The sequence below is a fragment of the Bacillus sp. ISL-45 genome (assembly GCF_018613195.1).
Lineage (GTDB): Bacteria > Bacillota > Bacilli > Bacillales > Cytobacillaceae > Mesobacillus.
On sequence record NZ_JAGGQQ010000003.1, the window covers coordinates 179940 to 204734 of the forward strand.

Consider the following 24795-nt stretch of genomic DNA (forward strand, 5'->3'; position numbering starts at 1 on the left):
AAGAAGCCCGTTAATTTTTCCCAAAACAACCTGCAAAACATTCGGTGTCTGCATATGTTGTTGATGGCAGGTGATATACATGAAATCCATGTCCTTTTTTCAGAAGGCTTCCATCCTTCTGACACTCTGCGCCATTATGGTCGCAAGCAATATCTATACATTGATTCCTATTTATTCGGTTCTTGCGGATGACCTTTTAATTGCCGAATCCCACGTAGTCCTCGCAGGTGGTCTGTTTACTTTCTTTTATGCGTGCGGGCTGCTGTCATTCGGACCGGTTTCCGATTTCACAGGGAGAAGGAAAATCCTTGTGTTCGGGCTACTGGCCTCTGCATTGACGACACTGGCAGTGGGATTCTCAGTCGGATCCCTCAGTTTGTGGATCGCCCGTTCTCTGCAGGGAGTCACCCTTGCTACTTTCGCTTCAGTTGCTTTCGCCTACTCCTATGATGTATTCAATTTTCGGCAGAGGACGATCCTGGTTGTGCTGATCAATACAGGATTTTTAATCGCAGGGATCTTTGGGCAGGTTGCCAGCGCCTTTCTGGCGGATGTTTTTTCCTGGAATAGCGTCTTCTTTTTCTTCTCAGCACTTTATTTCATTCTATTTGCCGCTGCTTTTTTCCTGCTGAAAGAATCACCACCTCCTGCGACAGAAAGCAAGCCTTTATGGAAAATCTTTTTGCAATTGCTAAAAGAGCCTCGCCTGATGAAATGCTATATGATTACGTTCTCGCTGCTGTTCGCAATTATCGCCTTCTATGATGCTATTGGACGTTTTTTTGACGGCCCTGCCTCAGACCTGCTGATGATCCGGCTGGTTGGATTGATCGGTGCTTCCCTCTCCCTTTTTACAGGCAGATTGATGGAGCGCTGGGGAGAGCTGCAGACTCTGATGTTTGGTTTGGCCATCGGGTCATCAAGCGCATTCCTGCTGCTTTTCTTTCATACCACCGGTGCTCTGGTTATCTTTTCTATATTTTTTGTTTCATCGATTTCACTCGTCATTCCCACCGTCATTACTTTAATCGGCTTTTATGGCAGCAGCCAGCGCGCCAAAGCATTATCGCTCTATTCTTTTATCCTGCTGACCGGAGCCAGTCTCGCCCCGCCGGTCGCAGCACTTCTGCCATTCAGCGGGGTCATGATTCTCTTATCTTCCCTCTTCTCTGTTAATATTGTGTTTTGCATATTGATTTTGAAAAGCGCAAGCGCCTTGATCAGCCCCGACAAGCGCTGGAGGGCCTGACAGTGAAGTCGTTCTTTGACTTCATTGGCAGGACCGAAGCGTCTCGAGGGGCTAGGCGCTGGAGCTGGACAATTCTCAAAGAGAAAAATATATATTTCTATTTCTATTAAAAAAGGCATTCCAGTCAGCAAACGCTGGCTGAAATGCCTTTTTTCATGTTTTAGATTGCATTTTGGAAATCCGGGGTAAACTTTGTCCTGACCTTCGGCTTTATTCCTTAAAATCTTGATATATTCCTGAATCATGACCACTTATTCCTTAAAATCTTGATATATTCCTGAATCATCGCTGCATAATCCTTAAATCCCGATATATTCCTAAATCAAATATTCAGCTGATTGTTTTCTGATTTTTACCTGCCATTTCCTTCAACCGTTTTTTATCTATTTTGCCTACATGCGTCTTCGGCATCTGGCCTATGATATAAATTACTTTCGGTATTTTATAGCCGGCGAGCTTCTGCCTGCAATGCATTTTGGCTTCCTGCTCACTCAAAACGGCCCCCTCTTCCAGAACAATGAATGCAGTCACGACCTCTCCCCATTTTTCATCCGGCATTCCGACCACGGCAGCCTCGCGAATCGAAGGATGGGAACAGAGCCAGTGCTCAATCTCAAGAGGATACACATTTTCACCACCCGTGATGATCATCTCTTTTTTCCTGCCGACAATATAGTAATATCCATCCCTATCTCTCTTCGCCAGGTCGCCAGTGTAGAGCCAGCCATCCTTTAAGGTGTCATTCGTCGCTTTTTCTTTTTTCCAGTAGTAAGAAAATGCATGGTTCCCCTTGATGGCAAGTTCACCGACCTCACCTGCTCCAACCTCTTGTCCGTCTTCATCCAGAATCCTGATATTATGGAAAAGCATTGGTTTGCCTACCGAGCCCCTTTTTACATCTGCCTCTGAAGGATCTATGTAAAAATTATTTGGGCCAGCCTCTGTCAGTCCATAGCCCTCCTTGAAGCAGAGGCCCTTTTGTTTATAAGCTTCATAGATTTCGAGCGGGCACGGTGCACCCCCAGATAAAAATAACTTAATATCCGGTAATTCCGTTTCAAGGAATTGTTGCGATTTTACAAGCATATGGTGCATTGTCGGCACCAAAAGCACAATACTCGATTTATACCTGATTAAATTTTCGATTGCCTTCTCGGGGGTAAATTCATTTGCCAGTACGACTTTACCTCCTGCCATCAGGATAGGGATTGAAAGAGCGTTCAAACCGCCTGTATGGAATAAAGGCAAATACGTTACCGTCGTATCTTCGTTCGTCAGATTCCAGCTGGCGATTGTGGAAAGGCTGTTCCAGACGATTGCCCGATGTGACAAAACCGCTCCTTTGGGCTTCCCAGTGGTTCCGCCTGTATAAATCATCGCCAGAGGATCTTCTTCCTCCACTGTGGCCTTTTCAGCATCTTGGCTAACTTTTACGTCAAACAGCTGAGCGTATCGTGAACCATTGATTTGGATGCAGCGATCCTCCTGCCCCCAAATCATCGTCACTACCTTTGTAAAATTGGAATGAAACCCCAGCAGCCTGGGCTCACAGTCTTTTATGATATATGCCAGCTCATCGAGGGATAGCCTCCAGTTCAGCGGCACAAAAATGGCACCGATCTTTCCGCAGGCAAACAGCAAATCAAAGTAACTGATTCCGTTTGGCGCAAGCAGCGCAACCCTGTCGCCTTTTTGGACACCCTTTTCACCCAGCCACACCGCGATTGCTTTAGCCCGATCATTGACTTCCCTGAAAGACCATTCCTGATCTGTCCCTGCATCGGCAATCGCAGCTGCATCCGGTGTCAATCCCGCTCTAGATTCAAGCCAGTCGAGCTCCCACCTCACCGCAATCTCTCCTTCTCTCGTCTTGATGGATTCATTTTAGGCGATGGGAGTTACAGGATAGTTACATATGAAAAAAGACACCACAGCATCAGCCATGGTGTCAAACGTTTATATTCCTCTCAACTCATCGTCTGTAAATATCCCCATGCTTTTTACATGGTTCCTTGCTTCGGCATCACCCAGTTTGAAGACCATCGCGTAAATTTCCTTCATCGCAAAGTCATATTCCGCATGTTCACGATCCGGGTCCTTGAAAGGATGCAGATGGGAATTTCCGTATGTTGCCCAGTCTGCTTTATAGTTTATCTCCAGGTATTCCCGCAGATCCTTGATTTCTTCACCTGTCGCAATCAATGTAAATAAATGGCCCTCCGGCTCAGCCGGCGTGTCCAGCACCTCGCCGCTTTCTATATTAAAGTAGTATTTTTGCTTTGTTTCTTCCATGTTCAGCACCTCATCCTTTTTTAATACCATTTACCACTTTTGGTGGGGAGTTAACCTTAAAGTGGTTATCGGCGGACTGAAGGGTGGATTAAGCAATGCATTTTTGGGTACCTTTTGGCCGATCGCAGTGGCAACAGTTAGTTTTAATTCTGTTAGAGGAGATTTAAAATCCATTTGGATCGGTTTTAATACCAGTGGGGAGGATTTTTCTCGGTTTGAGGATTTATTTTAACGGTTGGATGAATTTTTTCAACGGTTAGCGAAGTTTTTTAAACGGTTGGGTCGTATTTATAGACGGTTGGAATGGTTTTTTTAACGGTTGCAGCATGTATTCCCGGTTGGAGCGGTTTTATTTACGGTTGGAAGAGATTTATTTACGGTTGGAGCAGTTTTATTTACGGTTGAAAGAGATTTATTTACGGTTGGAGCAGTTTTATTTACGGTTGGAATATTTACTCTCCTTTTACCACGCCATCCCAAAATAAAAAAGCGCAGCAAGTGCGCTTTTCATTATCGTAATCTAGCTCCAGCCCCTAGCCCCTCGAGTCGCTTCGGTCCGCCCAATGAAGTCAAAGAACGACTTCACCGGTCAGCCCTCCAGCGCTTGTCGGGGCTGAACGAGGCGCTTACGCTTTTTGTTTTTACATCATGATCCCGCCATCGACATGGAGGGTGGTGCCGTTCACATATTTGGACTCGTCTGAGGCGAGGAACAAGTAGGCGTGGGCAATGTCCTCTGGCAAACCGAGCCTGCCAAGCGGGACGAGCATTTTCATTTGTTCAATCACTTTGTCCGGCACTGCTGCGGTCATACCCGTTTCAATGAATCCGGGAGCGACTGCATTGACATTGATTCCTTTGCGGCCGAGTTCTTTTGCCCATGTTTTCGTCATCCCGACGACTCCGGCTTTGGTCGCTGCGTAATTTGTCTGTCCCACATTGCCGTATATGCCGGAAACGGAAGATGTATTGATGATTCTGCCCGATCCTTGCTGCACCATTGCCGGGACAACCGCCTGGGCACAATTGAACACGCCGGTCAGGTTGACATCAACGACTTTCTGGAAGTCCTCTGCAGCGAGCTTGTGCAGCATCCCATCCCTGGTGATTCCTGCATTATTTATTAAAATATCAATTTTGCCAAAATGGCCTAGAACATTTTGGACCAGCGAGTCGACACTGGACCTGTCAGCGACGTTCACCTGAAAAAAAGCGACGTCATAGCCCTCAGCAGACAGCTCAGCTTCACGCTTCTTTCCTGTTGCTTCATCAAAGTCCGCCATGGCAACCCTGGCGCCTTCACGGGCAAAAGTTCTTGCTGCAGCAAGACCGATCCCGTTCGCTGCCCCAGTAATAATCGCTACTTTATCTTTCAATCTCATAATAACACCTTCCTACTCTGCTAAAAATCCTTCAATATGCTTCAGCAGCTGATTCAGGTCATCCACTAATGGCGAGTGGCCGCAATCCTGCAGTTCCGCAAACCTTGCACGGCCTGCAAAATCCTCGATAATTTCATCTGCCATCCCTTTAGTTACAACTAGATCCCGGTCACCTCGGAGCACAAGCACAGGAATCTGGATATCCTTTACCTGGTCTGTTCCATCCTTCAGCCCATTATTTAAAGCACTGATATTAAAAGTATTAAGAGAATGGTAGACTTCAGCGAGATTTCGCTGTGTCAGCATATCATCAACATATTCGTCATAATGCCGTTCTTCTGGCTGACGATCAGTATAAATCAACATATTCCACATTGCTTTTAAAAATCCTTTATTTTGCTGGTCATAGGCTGTCTGGACGGGAATTGTTTTACCAGCATCCGCCTTAACATCATCATAAGTAACCAGCCGGTTGTTAATATCCGGCAGGCCTTCTTCACTCGTCCCGAAGAACGGATATCCTCTCGTCGATGCTGAGGCGAGCAGTACAAGTTTCTCGCAATAACCGGGGTAATCTGCGGCGAACTGCATTCCTACCGCTCCTCCCGTCGACCATCCGACAAGAGCAAAATCCTTCAACCCAATTTCATCGACAAACATTTTTACATCATCAGAAAAATCTTTGATCGACATGATGGGCTTGTAATAGCTGGACCCACCGAATCCGCGAAGGTCAAGCGCGAAAATTTTATATTCAGGGTCCATTGCGTCAATCAACAAGTCCCAGTGTTTGGATGATGTCATGTTCCCATGGATTAACAAAACATTTTTCGTTCCTCCATCCCTTTCCCTATACGCGATTGTTTCCCCATTACGCAAATTAACCTTCTTCAACTCTACTGCCGTTTTTTCCATTACAGCACACCCTTTCCCCAAACAATAGTTGTTGCCCCCCAGGCATAGCCGATTCCGGCACTGACGAGAACGACAACATCCCCATCCTTCAATTTCCCAGCCTTATCTGCCAGTTCGAGCGACAGGATTTGATCAATCTGTCCGATGTGCCCATAGTCTTCGAGGTAGATGGAGTTTTCTTCCGTTAGGCCCAGCTCCCCCAATACAAAATCATGCGCCGACCGCTTCATGTGAAGCATCCCGATGTAGGCGATGTCCTTTTCGAAAAAACCGCTTTTCCCCACGGACCGCCGGATGACTTTTAAAAAGTTGGCCATCGATTTTTGCTCGAGCCGCTCCTTCATTCCCTTCGGATCAAGAACATCGAGCTGGTACAGTCCTTGCTCAAGAGCCTCCGCAGAAATCGGATTTTTTGTTCCGCCGGCAACGACGACGACATCTTCGGAAAAAGACCCATCCGTGATCATTTCTGTTTCCAGCAGTACGTTCTTCACATGCCCCTTTTGCAATATAATCGCACCGCCGCCGGCCCCGAGATTATACATGAACCGCGTCCTTGGATTCTGGTAATCTATGAAATCACCATTGCGATAGCCTCCCGCGAGGAGAACGGTATTGATTCCCGGATCAGAGAGCATCATCCCTTTCGCCAGTTTCAGGGCCATCACAGTCGTTCCGCATCTTAACGCGGTATCGAAGGCCCAGGCATTCCTTGCACCGACTTCCTCCTGCAGCTTGATCCCTGCTGTCCATAATGGATATTCTTTGTATTCCTCGCCAATATAGATAACAAGGTCGATGTCCAGCGGATCCAGGTCGGCTTTTTCCAATGCCCTTTTCGCAGCCTTGATTCCCATCTCACACGTATGATCTTCCGGGCCTGGCACCGGCTTTTTCCTGATTCCCATTTTTTCTTCAACAACTTGTACAGGAATTCCTGCCAACCGGGCAATTTCCGCCCCTGTCACATAATTTTCAGGAAGGTAAATTCCCGTACTGACAATGCCGATTTGCATCTTCATCCCCCTTTAAAAACCGGTCTATGATTCACCAACAATTTCCTTAATAAATGTCATTGCCGACTCCAGGGAATCAAACATGGCTTCTTTTTCTTCTTGGACATGGGTTACCTTGACCCTCCAGTATTTTCTGCCGCTGTCCATTTCGATGTCCGTGAGCTGAAAGCGGAGTACGAATGAAGTGACTTGCTTTGTTTCCATCACGAATCTCCCTGGCTTATAGTCTCTGATTCCACTGGAACCGCAGTTTTCTTTTTCTTTCTGAATTTCAGTTTCTGCAAGGAACCGACAATCCCCTGAGGGAAAAACATGACAGCAAGGATATAAATAATGCCGAAAAAGATGATCCATCTTTCGAATATCCAGTGAACCTTCGCAAGCTCTGTAAGCCAGTGATGGGAAAACTCGATGATTCCCGCGCCGATGATTGCCCCGACCAGCGTCCCGACTCCGCCAATGATCGTCATCAGCAAGGCATCGAGTGTAATGTCTATCGTAAAAACACTGGTGTTTACGAACCTTAAGGAAACAGCGTATAAAATCCCGGCAATACCAGCGATGACTCCTGATACGACACTGGCAATGATTTTATATTGCAGAACACTGTATCCAAGCGATTCTGTCCGCTGCTCATTTTCCCTGATCGCCTGAAGGACTCTTCCAAGCGGTGAGTTGGTGAATCTTTTTAATAAAATGAAGACAATGACCATTGAACCAAGGCAAATCAGGTAAAAGTCCGTCCGGTCCTTAAGGAAATCTGGCACCCTGAACGTGAAGCCATCATTCCCATATGTGACAGTCCGCCATTTTTCAGCGAGCACTAAAAATAATCCGGCGAACGCCATCGTCAGCATCGCGTAAAAATGGCTTTTCAGCCGCAGTGTCAGCAGCCCGACGAAATAACTCACCACAGCAGTCAGCAAAATCGTGACCAGGACAGCGAGCAGAAAGTAGCTTGTTTCGGGTTCAAACCTTTTCATGAAGACACCAACTGTATAAGCCCCGATTCCGAAGAACATCGCATGACCGAACGAGACAATGCCGGTGTATCCGAGCAGGATGTCATAGCTCATCGCCAGCACGGCAAAAATGAACACCTGGGAGAGAAGGATCAGCATGCTTTTAGAATCGTAGACAAACGGAAGTACTGCCAGGAACCCGGCGACAAGCAAATATAAGATGTTCATGCGATTTGACAACATTCTTGTCATCTTTTTCTCACCCCTTTGCCCCGAATAAGCCCTGCGGCCTGAAGATTAATACGACTGCCATCAGAAGCATGTTAGCTGCCAGCGCCAGATCTGGCACATAATAGGCCATGAATGAACCTGACAATCCAACCAGAATTGCGGCCATTACCGAGCCTGTAAAGCTGCCCATTCCGCCAATGACCACAACGATGAATGCCAGGATCGCAAACTCCATGCCCATATCCGCATAAATCACCCCAGAATATGGCCCTAGAAGCATCCCGCCAAGAGCAGCCATTCCGGCACCGATCATGAATACGAACATGAATACTCTCTGGATGTTTACTCCGAGTGATTGGACCATTTCCTTATTCATAACCCCCGCGCGGACAACCAGACCGATCTTTGTCTTTTTAAGCAAGTATTGTACAGCAAGAAATACCGCAAATCCTACAGCAATGATGAATACACGGTATTTGATGATGATAATCCCGCCAAACTCCCAGCTGCCTGAAAGGTAATCAGGGGTTGCTGCTGAAATCTGATTAGGTCCCCACACCACTTTTAACATCTCTGATAAGACAAGCATCAAACCAAGCGTAATCAATATTTGCTGCACATGGTTGCCATAAACAGGCTTGATGATCCAGCGCTCGGTTACAATTCCGAGAATCATGCCTGTAAGGATGGCCCCGATGATCCCGGCAAAAAAGCTTCCAGTCGAGCTATAAATCCAAATGCCGCTGTATGCTCCCCAGGCAAACAAGCCGCCATGGGCGAAATTAAGTACATCCATCAGGCCGAAAATCAAAGTAAGGCCGGCTGCCAGAAGGAAAATCAGCATTCCCGTGGCTAGACCGTTAAGGCTTAAGTTAATCAAAACATCCACTCTTGCTTCCTCCTTTCCTATGCAATGCCCAGGTACTTCCGTCTCATTTCTTCGTCCTCACGGAGGAGGTTCATCGAGCCGTTTGAAACCGTCCTGCCATCATCGATAATGTAAAATCTGTCGCCAATCGTGCTGGCCATCATGAAGTTTTGTTCAACAAGTATGATCGTTGTTTTATCCTTCATTTGCTGGATGGATTCCATTACCTTTTCGACGACGATCGGTGCAAGGCCTTTGCTCGGTTCATCGATCAAGAGCAGTTCATTGTCATTGACATATGCCCTTGCGATAGAAAGCATTTGCTTTTGGCCGCCGCTCAATAGGCCGCCTGGTTTCTTCCAGAATTTTTTCAAATCAGGAAATAGCTCAAGAATCCAATCCAGCCGCTGCCGGGTTTCATCATTTTCTTTTTTTACCGCCACTTTGATATTCTCTTCGACGGTAAGGCCGGCAAAAATCCCCTGGTCTTCAGGCACATATCCAATTCCCTTATTTGCAATCGTAAAAGTTGGCAGGCTCTTGATTTCTTCTCCTTTAAATTGAACCGATCCTTTAGCTGCCGGGTTCAATCCCATGATTGTTCGCAGTGTCGTGGTTTTTCCGGCGCCATTCCTTCCCAGCAGTACGGTAACCTCCCCTTTCGGCACTACAAATGAGATACCTTGAAGGATGTGATACTGGCCGATGAATGTCTCGACCTGGTCAAGCTTCAGCAGCGTGTTCACTATGCAAACCTCCCAAATATGCAGACTGTACTGTTTCATTTTTCATAATTTCCTCCGGTGTCCCATCGGCAAGCAAAGCACCGTTGAACAATACCATGATAGAATCCGAAAGATCCATGATCATATCCATTTTGTGTTCAATCAAAACGATCGTCCGGTCGCCGCGTTGTTTGATTTTCCTGATTACCTCCAGGATTGCCGGGACCTCTTCCAGCGACATGCCTGCTGTCGGTTCATCGAGCAGCAGCACCTCGGTATTCAGAGCAAGCAGCATCGCGATTTCCAGCTTCCTTTTCTCTCCGTGTGCAAGATTCCTCGCAAGCGCATCCTTCTTGCCATCAAGCAAGACAAGCTGCAGCCACTCTTCTGCCTGCTCCTCGAACTTTTTAAAAGAACGGAAATGCCTCAGCATCTGATAACGGACTCCCTCATGTGACTGCACGGCAAGACGGACATTTTCCATCACCGTCAGGTTCGGGAATACATTGGTGATCTGGAAGGACCGTCCGATTCCCGCCCTCGTCCTTTTTGTCGGAGACAGCTTTGTGATGTCACTGCCTTTATAGATGACCTTTCCCTCTGTTGGCATGAGCTGCCCGCTCAACAGGTTAAAGAAGGTCGTTTTTCCGGCACCGTTCGGACCGATGATCGATTTAAAATGATTGTGCGGAACTGAAATACTGACAGAATCTACAGCTGTATGGCCGCCAAATGTAATGCTAAGGTCTTTCGTCTCAATAATTGCCGTCATTTCCTTTTCACCACCCTTGATAAAATTACGTCTGCGCACCGATTCTGTAAAAGCATAATGAACTTCGGCTGGGTTACCGAAGTTCATTATGGATCTGTTAGTTAATTGCGGATCGGTGGAGCTGTTTCTTCTGGAGAGAGCTCGCGGATCAGGACAGGGACTGGATAGTCCACTCCATCTTTTTTCTCCAATTTGATAGCGTATAATGCCTGGAGTGCCTGATGGTCTTCTTCCCGGAAGGTCATTTGGCCCTTAGGAGTATCAAAGCTCATTCCTTCCATCGTCTCGATCAATTTTTGGGAATCGGTGTCCCCTTCTGTTTTCTTCAAGGCTTCGACAATCGCCATCGCAGCTGTCATGCCTCCTGGCGTAAATAAATCTGGAAGCTCGCCGTTAAAGCGCTTTTTATGTTCATCAACAAGCCATTTATTGATGTCATTCTGCGGAAGGTCATGATAATAGACAGTGAAGCCTTCCATGCCGACAAGCGGCTCCATTGTTGCAAGTGCGGCGATATCTGGAGCACCAGTGGAGATTTTAATGCCTTTTTCCTGGACCTTCATGTCTGCAATCTGGTTCCATGGTGAATTTGCGCCAGCCCAGACAACGAACAAGTAATCCGGCTTCTGGTCGATGATTTTCTGGATGTTGGAAGTGAAATCTGTAGCAGCAGGATCTGCATATTCCTCATGAATAACTTCTGCGCCAAGTTTTTCTGCTGCTTCTCTGAACGCAGCGACGCCATCGCGGCCAAAGGAATAGTCCGGAGCAAGAGTCGCGATTTTTACGCCATCCTTCGCAATGGCAGCGGCACCCGCAACAGCATCCTGCGAAGAGTTGCGCGCCGTTCGGAAAATATATTCATTGAATTCAGAGCCTGTGATGCTGTCTGCTACTGCCGGCTCGACAATCATGATTTTTTCGTATTCCTCAGCCAATGGCAGGACTGCCAGCGTGTCACCTGAGCTTGATGAACCGACCAGGAAGTCTACTTCATCTTCCTCAAGCAGCTTCGTCGCTTTCTGGACTGCTACTTCAGGTTTGGTTTCGGTATCTTCAACAATGAATTCGATTTTACGCCCCGCTACTTCATTCGTTCCGTCTGTTGCATATTCAAGCCCCAACTCGAACCCGCGAAGTGTCTGCTTCCCATAAGCTTCAAGTCCGCCTGTTTGCGAAGCCAGCACACCAATCTTGATCGGTTCCGTGTTCTTCGGTTCACCTTTTCCTTCCGTACCTTCTGTACCGCCTGACTTCTCTGTTCCCGATCCACTGCAGGCACTTGTAAACAACAGGACCAAAATGAGCATAAAAGATAAAACAAAATTCCGCTGACCAGCTTTCATTTCCTTTCCCCCTTTAAAATGGTGATTCCAAAGCCCACAAGCTTTGACATCATCTTAAAAAATGGAAGTTACAAATGAGTTACAGCAAATTGGGTATGTCATGGAAGGCATTGTTGGTGGCAAAAAGCAGAAGAAGTAGTTATGAAATTAATAGTGAAATAAATAAAAGGGGGACAAGTTCATGAATGCCGTATTTCGTTGTTCATTCCGGCTAATATCATTGCAGGATTGATTTATAAGTACCGACACCGCTAAAAAATGAACTTCTATTTCTAGACTTCCAAATTAAATAGTATCCCCTCCTATTTTTATGGCAATAACTTTACTAAATTGCCTAAAACATGGAGGGGATTTCTATGAAGGGAATCTATTTGATCAATGAAAAGATTCATATAAATGGGCACGTCCAGGATGAAAGCGTTGAAATTCAGCAAGCTGCCCTGCTTGACTTAATGGATAAAGAAAGTGTAGTGCCTGTAAAATTAAACCCTTATCAATTAAACCAGCATTATACAATCCCGCACGCCCTGCTCTATGATTTAAAGCAGCATAAAAAACAGATTGATTGTCTGCTGATTTATTCAAATGAGGCAATAGCCGATTTTGCTGCAACCTATCCGGCAAGGTGGCTGATCCTGAAAAGTTATTTTGATCGCATCCTTACAGTCGCTTAAACGTGACTAACAGCATGCATCACCCTCAGTCAAATGCCGTCTGTTCCGCCGAATGCGATGCAGTATCCATCAAGGTCTTTGACGGCAAACTCCTTCCAGGGTCCATTATTTTCATCAACCCAAGGCTCGATGGCAATTTGCGCTCCTTTTCCCTTGAATTCATGGTATAACTCATCAAGCGAATTCCAGTCTTCTACATAGCAGTAAAGGTCGAATCCATGCTTTTCACCTGCTGCCGGCGGATTAGGCCTCACATCTTTCGGAACGCTTGCTTGCAGCATTTTTATTGCCAGTCCTGAAAATCCATCACGGATGGCCCACCAGCCCGTTACCTCACAGCCTAATACATCAGAGTAGAACTTCCGCGCTTTTTCCAGATCCGATACCAATAAAACTTTTAATGAACTGTGAATCTGTCTTTTGTGCTCCATTCCATATCCTCCTGTAAGTCTATTGATTATGTCCTTCAATGATCATCTCATACATATGCTTTGTTGGTTCCAGCGGAGTGACTCCCAGTTCCTCCTCCAGTACTTCGCTGCATTTTTTATACCATCGCATTGCCTGCGGGCGATTGTTCTTCCGATAAAAGCAAAACATCAGCAACCGGTATGCTTCCTCCCATGTTCTATCCCTATGGAGGATTTTTTGGCACCAATGAATGGCAGAATCATAGTTTTCCCGCCTTACGTTCAACTGGGCGAGCTTTTCCGCACTGCGCAAAAAGTATACAAGAAGCCGTTCCCGCTCATTGAGGCACCAATCCTCATACCTTCTTTCAGGAAGATAATCCCCGTTATATAAATTCAGGGCGCGTTCAAGTTCCTCCATAGATTTTTCGGTATTCTTCTCTTCAAGGCCGGCCTCTGCCCATTCTTCAAAAATTCGCGAATCCAGTTCAATCGCTGCCTGAGGGTTAATTCCGTACCCTGTTCCCTCCCTGATAATGAAAAAAGGGGTGGATCTCGCCTTGCGGGCAGGCTCCAGTACATTATTCAAGGCATTCAGAGCGACCTTAAAATCCCTGTCTGCACTTTTTTCCTCATGGACTGGCCATAGAATCTGGAAAATGTCCTCCTTCATCAGGAACTGGCTCCTCTTCGTCAAGAATAGCTGGAAAAGCTCTTTCGCTTTTCCCCTCTGCCAATCCCTGTCCTCCACTTCCCTGTCTCCAAGCCAGAGCCTGAATTGACCAAGCGTTTGGACTCTTAATGTGTAGCCAGGATGGGCACTCAAGCGCGGAATTTTCAAATCCTCCAGCAGCTTCTCTGCATATCCAGGCATTATGGAATGCTTTACCGCTTGAATGAGCATCGGTGCGAAAACTTGCAAGTCCCGCGGCCCAAATGTCGTCCGCTTTTTCAGGAAGAATTCATATCCTCCTGTCTTCATCAATTTTAAGAAGCTTGAAAATGCTGATTTGAATTCCTCATCTTCATTCAACAAAAAATAATAATAGGAATTCCAAAACGCAAGCAGCATCCTGCCATATTCATCGCCGCACTGACTGATCAGTCCCTCTGCTTTGCGAAGGTTCTCGAATGCCTCTTTGTGCCTATCGTTGTAGATGGACGCAATGGCCATGCATAAGGTAATGAGGGCTGATAACCAAACATCCTTCACCTGTTCTGTTTCGAGCAGCGCCTTTCTTCCAGCCTCAGCTGCCCTTTCATATTCACGCCTTGATCCATAGAGGATGCACAGGCCCATCAGCGGTTCGGCCTTCCCTCTTTCGATGCTCAGACGTCCCATGATATCAAGTGCCGTTTCATAGCATTTTTCTGCCAAAGCCAAATCATATTGTTCAATCAGCTGGACTGCATGCCCCATCCTGATCCATCCGCAAGCCTCCACAAATGGAGCCTGGATATCAATCCCATATTGTATCCCTGATTGAGACAAGGTTTTTGCCTGCATGCCATTGCCTGTAAAAGCTTCAATCAACGCCAGCAGCAAATCTGTTTCCCTATGTGATTGAGGCAAATGCTGCTTTTCATCCAGATGGCCAATTGCTTTAGCATCACTTAAAATCCTTCTCGTTTCTTCAAATCGGCCGGTCCTTAAAGTTAGCCGGGCTTCCAGGTTTCCATCCTCAATATGCACTCCCATCGACCTTGCCCGTTCTATCCATTTTTCTGCCTTCAAAGCCTGTCCGGAATTGATCAGGTTTTCAGCAAGAAGGCGATAGAGCCTTCCCGTTTCCTCTGCAGCAGCATCAAGCATCGCCGCTTCCCGAAGCTCAATAGCCTGAGCTAAAATGCGTTCAGCCTTAAGCGGCTGGATTGTATCAAGATAAATTTTCGCTTTGCCTTCAAGCGCTTTGCTTTTCCATTCCGCATTTCCCATTCTTTCAGCTGTCTGGATCGCCTGTTCATAACATGCTTCCGCTTGCTTGTACAATGAGCGGTAACGGTACACTTCGCCTTCAAGAAATAAAAGTGACCAATAGCGGCTTTTATCTTCCAGCGGGATTCTTGCCAGCCGCTCCTGCAGATTTTCGAGCTTGCCCATTTCGAGAAGCTCCATCCCCTGTTCATCCATAATCGCCGCAGCTGCCTGATATTGGCCAACTTTCTCATAGCAGTATAATGCCTCTTCCCACTGTCCTTTTTTTTCAAAATAATAGGCACTGTTCATCATTAAAACTCTATATTGTTCAGGCTGGCTTGTGATCAGCCTGTTCTCAAGGAATTCCCGGAAAAGGGCGTGATACCTGAACTGGCTGCCGCCAATCTCTTGAATAAACAGGTTTTTCGCAGTCAGCTGCTGCAGCATCTGGATGGAACCGTTCATACCGAGGATGTGGTCACATACATCGCCGCTTATTTCTTCGAAGATGCTTGTCTGTTCAAGAAACTGCTGGATCATTGGGGGCTGTTTCGAAAACACTTCATATACCAGGTATTGAAAAAGATCTTCAAGCGACTTTGCAGGCTCTGCCAGTAGCTCTTCAAGGCTATGAAGATGCGGCAGCTGCTGAGCGATCATTCCAATCGCGATGACCCAGCCTTCTGTAATGTGATACAGCTGGTCAATCTGTTCGTCACTAATAGCCATCTGATAATAATCAGAAAGGAGCAGCTCAATTTCTTCTTTGCCGAAAATCAAATCCGCCTTCGAAATCTCATTCAATTCATTTTTAGCCCTAAACTTAGCAAGTACTTTCCAGCCCGGCTTTGTCCTGGTCGAAATCACAAGATGAAGATGGCCCGGCATATGCTCCAGCAGTTTTTCCATCCAGACATTGATATGGTAAGAATGTTCAATCGCGTGGTAGTCATCAAGGATGACAATGATCTGTTCGGGTATCTGAAGGATCTCATTGATGAAAAGCGAAGAGAGCATGCCTAGTTCCTCTTCCCTTATATAACGGTCCATTTTTTTCATATATGATATTAACTCATGGCCAAACTCCGGGAACAAGGTTTGAATCGAGGCTGTCAAATAGGAAAGAAACGGAAGAATATCATCATCTGAAGAAGTGATTGTATACCAGCAGCATGACTGTTGTTGATCTTTGACATGCAATGCCAAAGCCGTGCTCTTGCCATAACCGGCGCCAGCCTGGATGATGGTCAGCGGTTTCTCGGAAATCGCTTTCATTTTTCTCGATAATTTTGCCCGTCTTATCCATTGTTCCTGTAAGCCAGGAACAATCAATTTTGTTTTGATCAATGGCAATGTTCCCTGCATATAATCTCCGCCCTGTTTTCATGATAATGTTTTCAGTCTAACATGGACGAAATAAAAAAAGACTCGAAAATTGACGAGTCTTTCCACTTCTCTATATGTATTGTCAGAACGATACATCCATTTCCTCAAGCGGCCAATATCTAAGATTAACCTTGCCAACGACCTGATCCTCCGAAATGAAGCCAAACTGCCTGCTGTCCCAGCTACCAAGTCGGTTATCGCCGAGGACAAACAACTTTCCTTCAGGCACTCTTTCAACCCCGGTCAAGTCCTCAATGGTAAAATCGCCCGTCAAGTAGCCTCCTGGGGATTGTTCGCGGTACTGCTTCAAAAAAGGTTCATTCACTTTTTTGCCATCGATGAACAACATGTCCTCGCGATATTCTACTTTTTCTCCCGGCAGGCCGATGACCCGCTTTACAAAATCCTCTTCCTCATTCGCATGGAATACGATCACGTCAAACCTTTCAAGATCTTCAGTCTCATATCCCAGCTTATTAACAACGACTTTATTCCCGTCCTCCAGAGTCGGAAGCATGGATTCCCCTTCAACTACATAATTGGAAAAAAAGAAAATCCTGATAAAGACAAATATGATCATGCCGAGAGCAAAAGCCTTGATCCACTCAAGCCCTTCCCTTTTCATGATTTGTATCATCGACTACCTTCACCACCTGTTATCCTGTTCCTGCTATCAGTCATTATCGTCTTTTCCAACACTCATATTCATCTTTACTTCAATTCTTTTGCCAATATACCAAAGAATGGCGATGACAGCCAGAACGATGGCAGTCCGTGCAGGATTGGTGATCAATGAACGAATATCATATCCTACGAAACTGATCGTAAATATCATCACCATTTTCCCAGTTATTACTGCAAGCATATACTGAGCCATGCTGATTTTCGAAAGCCCTGCAACAATATTGACGAGGGCAGATGGAGTAAAAGGGAAGCACAGCATCAGGAAAATCGGACCAAAACCGTGGCGTTCTATCCAATTCATCCCCTTTTGGACTTTAGGATGGCGCTGCAAGAACCTAAGTATTCGTCCCTGGCCGTACCTACGAAAAATCAAGAATACGAGCAAAGCTCCGAGAACTGCTCCAGTCCAGGAAAAAAGAAACCCAAGCCACAGCCCAAACGCGTTCGCATTCGCCATGACAAATAAGAACAATGGCAGGAAAGGTAAAAACGCCTCAAGCATTGGCAGAAGGATTCCCGGAATCGGCCCAAATGAGCGATATTGATTGAGCAAATCCATAATGTTTTCAATTGTAAACCATTCTTTCATCAATTCAACATCCATTGAAATCTCCTTGTCCTAACAACTCGGTAATCAGAATCCTGAAGTTTCAACAGAGTCCTGATTACCTTATCCTATTTACCTCTTATAAATAATTGTACACCTCTAATTCTTGCTCGGGGAATTTTAGTAAGGCAACTATTTAGTTAAAAACTCCTGAAGCGCAGTTCTGTTCTCTTCAAAATTGATCACCAGTACTGCGCCTGCACCGCTCACCCTCTGGTTCTCGAACGATCCTTCAACCGGTATCCTCATTGTTTCGATATTCCGATTATCCTTGGAGATCAATCCTTTTCCCATAAATATGATATCGCCTGTATCCATATTGGTATTGACAAACGGAGTCAGGACTCCCACCAATTTAGGGAGTTTCGGCAATGTCTGGATGCTGGCGAACTGCTTGCCTACTTCCTTTATGACATTTTGCTGGCGTTCAACACGGCCAAAATCACCGACTGCATCCTGGCGGAACCGGACATATCCAAGCAGATGCTTACCATCCAGTCTTTGTACACCTGGTTCCAGTGTGACACCAATTCCCTCAGACATTCTCTTTTCAACATTGACTTCAACACCTTCGGGGAATGCTTCATCAACCAGACGGACAAAGCCCTCAAAATCGACGATTGAATAATATTGAAGGCTGACATCAAAGTTCTCCTTTATTGTCTGCCGTAATAATTCCGGCCCGCCAAGCGCAAAAGCTGAGTTGATTTTATTTTTTCCGTGCCCTGGGATCTCCACATACGTATCCCTCATGATTGAGGTCAATTTGTAAGATTCTGTATCTGGATTATAGCTGGCGATCATGATTGTATCTGCACGCGAAGTTTCATTCCCTCTTGCGTCACTCCCAATCAGCAGGATATTCGTCAGGCCATTGCGGTCGCTCTCACCATTGAAATGATACTCCTGTTTGTTTTCTTCCGCTGCCTTTTCTGAATCATTCACACCAGATCGGTACTGCATATAAGAATATAGCGCCGTGGCTCCGACCAGGATGAATAAAAGCAGAAAAATGCCCGACCATCTGACTCTCTTTTTTCTTTTCTTGTGTTGGTGCCTATCAGATCTCATTTGAAAAACCCTTCCGATTTATAGATATTCTTCTTTATTAAGTCCCTTTTGTTAACTTGTTGCTTACTCAGTGTTTTGATTCATGACCGTTTTGGTTTGATTAGAAACACTGATTAGGCAGCAACAGCCGGACGAAATATTTTATTACTATTTTCCTTCTTTACCTATAACATTAAACTTCTCTGGAGAATTTTTCAAAAGTTAACCCGCGGCAGGAATAGTTGCCGCGGGTAAATGTTCGATTCTATTGATTTTACAGATAGCTGTTAAACCAATCAACAATAGCTGCCAGCCTGCTCAGGCGCAGATTAGGCTTTCCGCTTCTGGAAAGCTCATGGTTAGATTCAGGGAAGCGGATGAACTTCGTTGCCTTCCCTTGTCTTTTCAAGGCGATGAAAAGCTGCTCTGCCTGTTCAATTGGACAGCGATAGTCCTTTTCACTGTGAAGAATCAATAATGGTGTATTGATTTTATCCACATAGGCGATAGGTGAATGCTTCCACAATGTCTCCAAATCGCTGAGATCAGCTTGAATCTGCCACTCTGTAAAATAGTAGCCGATGTCACTGACGCCATAAAAGCTGATCCAGTTTGAAATCGAACGCTGAGTTACGGCTGCCTTGAATCTGTCCGTATGTCCGACAATCCAGTTTGTCATGAACCCGCCATAACTCCCGCCTGTCACTCCCAATCGATCGTTGTCAATGAAATCGTAATTTTTCAGCGCATAATCAACAGCATCCATCACATCCTGGTAGTCTCCGCCGCCATAATCCCCGCGCACAGCATTGACGAATTGCTGCCCGTAGCCATGGCTGCCGCGTGGATTGATATAGAGGATTCCGTAGCCTTCAGCCGCCAGGACCTGGAATTCATTGAAGTATGAGTTCGCATACATAGCGTGCGGTCCCCCGTGGACCTCAAGAATCAGCGGATATTTCTTTCCTTCTTCACACCCAGCCGGCCTCATGATCCAGCCGTGCAGCGTGGTGCCATCACTGGCTTCGAAAGTAATTTGCTCTGGTTTCGATAAAGTGACCTTCTGCAGGACCTTTTCATTTACGGACGTAAGCTTTGTCATCTCACCAGTGGTCACTTCAAGCTGGAACAATTCTCCCGGCAGCACCGGATTGCTGATGGCTGCAATGATTCTCTGGTTTCTGCGGTCAAGAGTGTACCCATAAACATGCTGCTGGTCAAGAAGTGCCGGATACACTTCGCCATCAAGGTTCGCAAAATACAAAACAGTGTTTCCCTGGTCGCTAGCAAGGAAATAAAAGCTCTTGCCATCTTCGCCCCAGATCAACCCCGGGCTGTGCGCTCCCTGGTGGAAGTCTGCGGCAACAGCGTCCCCCACAAGGATATCCATGTTTTCTGTGACGCATTGGATGTTACCAGTCTCGAGATCCTGAACCCACAGCTGGGTTAGTGTTGCATTTTCAAACGCTCTTTCATGCCCCGTATAGCCAAGATATTTTCCATCAGGAGAAAAGGAAGCATTCCCGAAGTAGCCCTTGCCATTTGTCAGTTTCGTTTTATTACCTGTCTCAATGTCCATCAGCCATAAATCACTTTTGAAAGAGAAATCGCGTTCAGGTGACTCATCTGCCGACAATACAAGGCTTTTGCCATCAGGAGACCAGCATTGCAGATGATAGTCCACTTCACCCGTTGCCACAAGCTCCGCCTTGCCATCTGCAAGATTGACGATGACTGTCTGCTTGTATTTTCCGTCCCAGAAACCAGCTGCATCTGATTTGTATTTCATTTCCTCAGCTACGAACGGTTCCAGCTTCTTGTCGTCCTTCTTTTCTTCTGCTTTTTCAAGCAAATCCTCGTCAGGCTTCAGGGATACGGAACAGGCGATTCGATCGCCATCCGGAGACCAGACTGGTCCATTGGCACCATTCCTGAAATCTGTTGCCTGCTTCGCCTCCCCGCCTGCAGAATCAAGAACGAATATCTGATTCTTGCCGCTGCGGTTAGATACAAAAGCCAGCTTCGTTCCATCCGGTGACCACCTCGGGGAATGGTTGCGATATTCACCGTAAGTCCATTGCTTTGGCTCTCCGCCTTCTTCAATATCAATTATGTATAAATTAGAGGCATAATCATTTTTACTCTCCAGCATCTCTGTCTGTACAAACACACACTTCTTTCCCTCAGGTGAAAACTGAGGATCAGTAAGGGACTTTAATTCAAATAAATCCTCTGCTTTAATAAATCTCTTTTCCATCTCGGCAGCCATCCTTCCAAAGTTAAATTATTCTCTTTATTATTTCGATAACAGAAATAAATCTCCTGCTTTATTTTCGAAAAAAGGTCCTTAAGTGTCTCACTTCCCCAACTCTGCAAGTTTCCTTTTGTTTTGGAGAAGATGATAGTGATGGGTAAATTTTTTTACCCTCTTGAAATACTCTTCAAAATCCAGTACGATGATTACGAACAAATGTTCTAATTCATACAGAAGGGACAGAGTAAAATGACAAGGATTCCTGAGAAAGACCGTGATATTATGGAGCAGGCTATCTATTTGCCGATGGTATTGGTCGTGCTCAACCGGGATCTTTCTGTCGTTGAAAATAGTCCATTCAAATTAAAGAAGCCTTATTTGGAACTAATTGAAGAAACAATGAAAGCAGTCCAGAAAGAACTCTTCGTCGTAAAAAGCTACCTCAAAAAGAATAACCTTAAGGTTGAAGAAGTAAAGCGGGATGACGCCTTCACCATGTTCCTCTTCATCTACAAAGGATACGAAGAACAGCATAACTATTTCAATCCCCGAATACGCAACAAAGTCCAGGAGCTGATGGTCCACTACCTTTTCAAGCGATTTAAACTAGAACAAAAAGCGCAAGCGCCTCGTTCAGCCCCGACAAGCGGTGGAGGGCCTGACAGTGAAGTCGTTCTTTGACTTCATTGCCAGGACCGAAATAGAAAAGTATAGCCGACTGTCCAGAAACGGAGAAACTGGAGACTCCGACCCTGCCGGCGGAGTTGAAGTTTCGGATTTTCTAGGCGGCGACACTAGACAATTCGAAAAGCGGAGGCGACTGCCCAACTCCGACAAGCGCTGGAAGGCCTGACAGTGAAGTCGTTCTTTGACTTCATTGACAGGACCGAAGCGACTCGAGGAGTTAGGAGCCGCAGCTAGACATGCGTCTCGAGCTGCTCAAAGCTAACGCTTATCGCAAGATAATCGAGGAAGTTCATTCAAGGATGAAAACTGGCTAGGCGCTGGAGCTGGATTAAGAAAACTAAACCTTATCCACTACAAAAATACTTAGATTACAATTGAAAAAGAATCCGGCTGAAAAACCGGATTCTTTTATTCAGTCTTTATATACCTCACTGACGAGGCTGGCATGAGGATATCCTTGCGATTCACTAAACTTTGGCCCATGAAGAAGATATAGCGCTTTACGTTCGGTTTCTTTCATTCTCTGCATGAATTTGGTGCGCAGCAGGGATGTCCGCAGCAGCTGGTTTTCAAATGAATGATGGGATACCGGGAGAATCATGGATTTCTTATTCCTGAAGGTAACCTGTGTACTGTGGGCATCCACCTTCTTATGGAATAAAACATGCTCATGTGAAACCCATATGCAATCCGGTTTTGTAGGTGAGCTTGTAGGCATGAAATAAATGGAGCTTATAGGGTCGATGATGATGGGGGTTTTGTGGGTGATCCCGGTAAGCTGTTTTGTTCCCTCTTTTCTGCCATCGTAACTGCTTCCAAAATATTTGCAGCTTTTCTTAACGATATCTATTGGTCTGAACGGGGATAAATACTCCTCCTCCAGCTCGATCACCCTGGAGTAAATCCTGCTGCCGTATTCTTCAGGAATAATTATCATGGTAAAAGGATTTATTTCGTACTCTTCTACTAAGTTCTTTATATTACCTGTCATTCCTTCACCTCCTAAAATACCTTATACCCTATTTTACCATAAGTGTTTAAATTTTCTTTATGTATAGAAAAAGTTTTATTTTTAGCCACAATTGGGGTCCTGATATAAATTTTCTAAAAATTATAAAAATTTAGTTGATTATCTATTACATAATCCATATAATATAAAAAAGGTCTAAGAGGTGAGGTCAGTGAAAGAAAAATCGTATTCTGAAACCATGAAGGCCAGTGTGATGAAACGCATTAAAGCCAAGGAATCTTTTGTTCTGGACCTGTATGTTGACATGCTTATTTCCGAAATTCAGCTGAACACCAGAAAAGAAAAATTGATGTCGAAAATTGATAAAGCAATCGATGAAAGAGACAAAATCATGTTTTTAACATTGACGGAAGAATTGAAGGATCTCAACAAACAATTCGGCACTTAGATGAGTGATATCCCCTATATAGGGGATATTTTATTATTTCGGAATAAGGCTGATTGCTTTGTTGAATTTTAATCAGGCTGAGCCCACCAAAAAAGAAAGCCCTCTTTATTCGAGGGCTTTCTTGGTTAATTTTCATCTTCCTGCTCATTCCTCTTTTCCACTTCATAATCCTCGAGTCGGGAAATCCGTTCCAGCATTGTCGGATGTCCGTAACGGAAGATTTTCACCAGCCATGGAGGATTTACCTGGCTGAGCCCCGCCTTCGTCAGTTCCTGGAAGGCAGAAATCGCTGGATCTGTGTTGTCCGTCATTTCGATCGCATACCGGTCAGCTCTTGTTTCCTGATAACGGGAGACAAGATTGGAAACCGGGCTTGCAGCAAACATGATCATCGAGAGGAACATCAGAAACAGCGGAAATGATCTCAAGTCCCCGGGATGCTCTAGCTTGAATTCCTTTCCCCAACGCTTGATCGCCCAGTTCATCAGTCTTGAAACAAAGTACAGGCCGAACAAAGAGAGTACCAGGTATCCGGCAATCCCGATATATAAATGCTTCTCCACATAATGAGCCATTTCATGTGCCATGATGAACAAAATTTGGTCATCGTTCAGCCTGTTTAATGTCGTATCCCAGAGAACAATCCTTGAATTAGATCCAATTCCTGTCACATACGCATTCAGTGCATTTGTCTTTTCAGCCATATCCACTTCGAATACATGATCAGCTGGAATATTAGCCTGCTCCGCAATATCAAGGATTTTTGTCTCCAGCTCTTTATTTTTCAGCGGGGAAAAATCATTGTACAGCGGGTCGATCACAACAGGCTGCAGGAACATGATGAACAAGGTGAACGGAACGGAAAGCATCCATGCAAACAGCCACCAGTACCTTTTGAACTTGTTCATCAGCCAGTACAGGACAATCACAATCACAAACATCATCGCATAATTGACCCAGAAATCGATAAGTTCATCCTTCATCCAGGAGGCGAATGTTTGCGTCGATATATTATAGGTCTTAGACAGCGTATAACTGATATAACTTAAAGGGAAGGTCGCGATATAAGCAAAGAACGAAAGCCATATTAAATAGATCGCTGTCTGGCCATACCTATTCTTCGCCGTCTCTTCTCCCCATTTCTTGAAAGCTTTTGAAAGCCCCAGCAGGAGAATCAAAAAGTAAAACAGCCACTCGAAGGGTGTGGACAGAAAGAACAATAAATTCCTGATTTTTGAGTATTCCTCACTCAGCATTAATTCTCGTCCATTCAAGAATGTTGCCGGGTCAGCCCTCGAACCTTCGAACTCAAATGGTAGATTCGTATCTGCAAAGTAAAATAAATACCAGTACACTGCGAAACCATAGAGCACATAGGCGACCACACCGTAAAAACCCATCTTTCTCGCCATAGCTTCTCCCCCTTTACGTACAACCATATCTATAACTATTTTAATCCTTTGTCCTAAAAATAGAACAAGTTATTGTGGGCAGGGGAAATGCTCATCATGTCTACTTGAACTGGAATATATGATTCATGTGTTTTAGGGTCGTATTTAATGTGACGATAATTTGAGAGACAACTGCTTTATATGAACATTACTTTATGTGACGATGATCTCTGTGGCGACTCCTTTATCCGCACATTAAGTCTTTTTATGTGACGATACTCTCGGAGAAGACTGCTTTATCCGCACATTAAGTCTTTTTATGTGACGATACTCTCGGAGAAGACTGCTTTATCCGCACATTAAGTCTTTTTATGTGACGATACTCTAGGGAGCGACTCCTTTATCCGCACATTAAGTCTTTTTATGTGACGATACTCTCGGGGGCGACTCCTTTATCCGCACATTAAGTCTTTTTATGTGACGATAATCTCGGGGACGACTCCTTTATCCGCACATTAAGTCTTTTTATGTGACGATAATCTCGGAGAAGACGACTCC

25 protein-coding genes are annotated in these 24795 nt (G+C 45.3%); 6 read left to right on the top strand and 19 right to left on the bottom strand.

Annotation, left to right across the window (positions count from 1 at the left end; all coding sequences use genetic code 11):
- Positions 1-88: 88 nt before the first annotated feature.
- Positions 89-1249 carry an MFS transporter gene (locus J7E35_RS02635; protein ID WP_214776656.1) on the top strand — a complete coding sequence of 387 codons (1161 nt, stop codon included), beginning with the start codon at positions 89-91 and terminating at the stop codon, positions 1247-1249.
- A gap of 330 nt (positions 1250-1579) precedes the next feature.
- Here the strand turns inward: J7E35_RS02635 and J7E35_RS02640 are convergent, their stop codons facing one another.
- Positions 1580-3097, bottom strand: coding sequence for a class I adenylate-forming enzyme family protein (locus J7E35_RS02640; protein ID WP_214776658.1), 1518 nt, complete (start codon positions 3095-3097; stop codon positions 1580-1582).
- Positions 3098-3205: 108 nt separating this feature from the next.
- On the bottom strand, positions 3206-3541 hold the full coding sequence (locus J7E35_RS02645; protein ID WP_214776660.1) for a hydrolase: 336 nt from the start codon (positions 3539-3541) through the stop codon (positions 3206-3208).
- 61 nt (positions 3542-3602) lie between these two features.
- Between J7E35_RS02645 and J7E35_RS02650 the strand changes: the two genes are divergently transcribed.
- Positions 3603-3773: a hypothetical protein gene (locus J7E35_RS02650; RefSeq protein WP_214776662.1), complete on the top strand. Its 171-nt coding sequence runs from the start codon at positions 3603-3605 to the stop codon at positions 3771-3773.
- 409 nt (positions 3774-4182) lie between these two features.
- Here the strand turns inward: J7E35_RS02650 and fabG are convergent, their stop codons facing one another.
- From fabG to J7E35_RS02695, 9 genes are all read right to left on the bottom strand, one after another.
- Entirely contained in the window at positions 4183-4923 is a 741-nt protein-coding gene (gene fabG / locus J7E35_RS02655) for a 3-oxoacyl-ACP reductase FabG (protein WP_214776664.1), read from the bottom strand.
- 12 nt (positions 4924-4935) lie between these two features.
- Positions 4936-5838: an intracellular short-chain-length polyhydroxyalkanoate depolymerase gene (gene phaZ / locus J7E35_RS02660; protein WP_214776666.1), complete on the bottom strand. Its 903-nt coding sequence runs from the start codon at positions 5836-5838 to the stop codon at positions 4936-4938.
- A complete protein-coding gene (locus J7E35_RS02665; RefSeq protein ID WP_214776669.1) occupies positions 5838-6854 on the bottom strand; it encodes a 3-oxoacyl-ACP synthase in 1017 nt (338 codons plus the stop codon). Before J7E35_RS02665 ends, phaZ begins: the two co-directional genes overlap by 1 nt.
- 24 nt (positions 6855-6878) lie before the next feature.
- The gene (locus J7E35_RS02670) at positions 6879-7058 is read right to left on the bottom strand and encodes a hypothetical protein (protein WP_214776671.1); all 180 of its coding nucleotides are present in this window, start codon (positions 7056-7058) and stop codon (positions 6879-6881) included.
- A complete protein-coding gene (locus J7E35_RS02675; RefSeq protein ID WP_214776673.1) occupies positions 7058-8068 on the bottom strand; it encodes a branched-chain amino acid ABC transporter permease in 1011 nt (336 codons plus the stop codon). Before J7E35_RS02675 ends, J7E35_RS02670 begins: the two co-directional genes overlap by 1 nt.
- A gap of 7 nt (positions 8069-8075) precedes the next feature.
- On the bottom strand, positions 8076-8936 hold the full coding sequence (locus J7E35_RS02680) for a branched-chain amino acid ABC transporter permease (RefSeq protein ID WP_214776675.1): 861 nt from the start codon (positions 8934-8936) through the stop codon (positions 8076-8078).
- 17 nt (positions 8937-8953) lie between these two features.
- Positions 8954-9661: an ABC transporter ATP-binding protein gene (locus tag J7E35_RS02685; RefSeq protein WP_214776677.1), complete on the bottom strand. Its 708-nt coding sequence runs from the start codon at positions 9659-9661 to the stop codon at positions 8954-8956.
- Positions 9639-10412: an ABC transporter ATP-binding protein gene (locus tag J7E35_RS02690; RefSeq protein ID WP_214776750.1), complete on the bottom strand. Its 774-nt coding sequence runs from the start codon at positions 10410-10412 to the stop codon at positions 9639-9641. The genes J7E35_RS02685 and J7E35_RS02690 overlap by 23 nt, the downstream gene beginning before the upstream one ends.
- Positions 10413-10513: 101 nt before the next feature.
- A complete protein-coding gene (locus J7E35_RS02695) occupies positions 10514-11722 on the bottom strand; it encodes a substrate-binding domain-containing protein (RefSeq protein WP_483297647.1) in 1209 nt (402 codons plus the stop codon).
- Between the two features lie 392 nt (positions 11723-12114).
- Between J7E35_RS02695 and J7E35_RS02700 the strand changes: the two genes are divergently transcribed.
- Entirely contained in the window at positions 12115-12432 is a 318-nt protein-coding gene (locus J7E35_RS02700; RefSeq protein WP_214776681.1) for a hypothetical protein, read from the top strand.
- Positions 12433-12461: 29 nt separating this feature from the next.
- Here J7E35_RS02700 and J7E35_RS02705 read toward each other — a convergent pair whose 3' ends face one another.
- The 6 genes from J7E35_RS02705 to J7E35_RS02730 form a co-directional block, all read right to left on the bottom strand.
- Positions 12462-12863, bottom strand: coding sequence for a VOC family protein (locus J7E35_RS02705; protein ID WP_214776683.1), 402 nt, complete (start codon positions 12861-12863; stop codon positions 12462-12464).
- 19 nt (positions 12864-12882) lie between these two features.
- Positions 12883-16125 (bottom strand): ATP-binding protein, encoded by a 3243-nt coding sequence (locus J7E35_RS02710; RefSeq protein ID WP_214776685.1) that lies wholly within the window; start codon positions 16123-16125, stop codon positions 12883-12885.
- A gap of 103 nt (positions 16126-16228) precedes the next feature.
- The gene (lepB, locus tag J7E35_RS02715; RefSeq protein ID WP_214776687.1) at positions 16229-16783 is read right to left on the bottom strand and encodes a signal peptidase I; all 555 of its coding nucleotides are present in this window, start codon (positions 16781-16783) and stop codon (positions 16229-16231) included.
- A 36-nt stretch (positions 16784-16819) separates the two neighbouring features.
- Positions 16820-17434 carry a TVP38/TMEM64 family protein gene (locus J7E35_RS02720; protein WP_214776688.1) on the bottom strand — a complete coding sequence of 205 codons (615 nt, stop codon included), beginning with the start codon at positions 17432-17434 and terminating at the stop codon, positions 16820-16822.
- Positions 17435-17569: 135 nt separating this feature from the next.
- Positions 17570-18400 carry an LCP family protein gene (locus J7E35_RS02725; protein ID WP_353050328.1) on the bottom strand — a complete coding sequence of 277 codons (831 nt, stop codon included), beginning with the start codon at positions 18398-18400 and terminating at the stop codon, positions 17570-17572.
- A 361-nt stretch (positions 18401-18761) separates the two neighbouring features.
- A complete protein-coding gene (locus J7E35_RS02730; protein WP_214776692.1) occupies positions 18762-20744 on the bottom strand; it encodes a S9 family peptidase in 1983 nt (660 codons plus the stop codon).
- A gap of 246 nt (positions 20745-20990) precedes the next feature.
- Between J7E35_RS02730 and J7E35_RS02735 the strand changes: the two genes are divergently transcribed.
- Both J7E35_RS02735 and J7E35_RS02740 read left to right on the top strand, forming a co-directional pair.
- Positions 20991-21422 (top strand): YhjD family protein, encoded by a 432-nt coding sequence (locus J7E35_RS02735; protein WP_214776694.1) that lies wholly within the window; start codon positions 20991-20993, stop codon positions 21420-21422.
- Positions 21406-21594, top strand: coding sequence for a hypothetical protein (locus J7E35_RS02740; protein WP_214776696.1), 189 nt, complete (start codon positions 21406-21408; stop codon positions 21592-21594). Before J7E35_RS02735 ends, J7E35_RS02740 begins: the two co-directional genes overlap by 17 nt.
- A gap of 246 nt (positions 21595-21840) precedes the next feature.
- On the opposite strand, the gene J7E35_RS02745 is transcribed toward J7E35_RS02740, so the two are convergent.
- Positions 21841-22419 carry a competence protein ComK gene (locus J7E35_RS02745; protein ID WP_214776698.1) on the bottom strand — a complete coding sequence of 193 codons (579 nt, stop codon included), beginning with the start codon at positions 22417-22419 and terminating at the stop codon, positions 21841-21843.
- 232 nt (positions 22420-22651) lie between these two features.
- Here J7E35_RS02745 and J7E35_RS02750 point away from each other — a divergent pair, with 232 nt between their 5' ends.
- The gene (locus J7E35_RS02750; protein WP_251040715.1) at positions 22652-22846 is read left to right on the top strand and encodes an IDEAL domain-containing protein; all 195 of its coding nucleotides are present in this window, start codon (positions 22652-22654) and stop codon (positions 22844-22846) included.
- Between the two features lie 125 nt (positions 22847-22971).
- Here J7E35_RS02750 and J7E35_RS02755 read toward each other — a convergent pair whose 3' ends face one another.
- Positions 22972-24258, bottom strand: a complete 1287-nt coding sequence (locus tag J7E35_RS02755) for a M48 family metallopeptidase (RefSeq protein ID WP_214776702.1) — start codon at positions 24256-24258, stop codon at positions 22972-22974.
- Positions 24259-24795 lie beyond the last annotated feature (537 nt).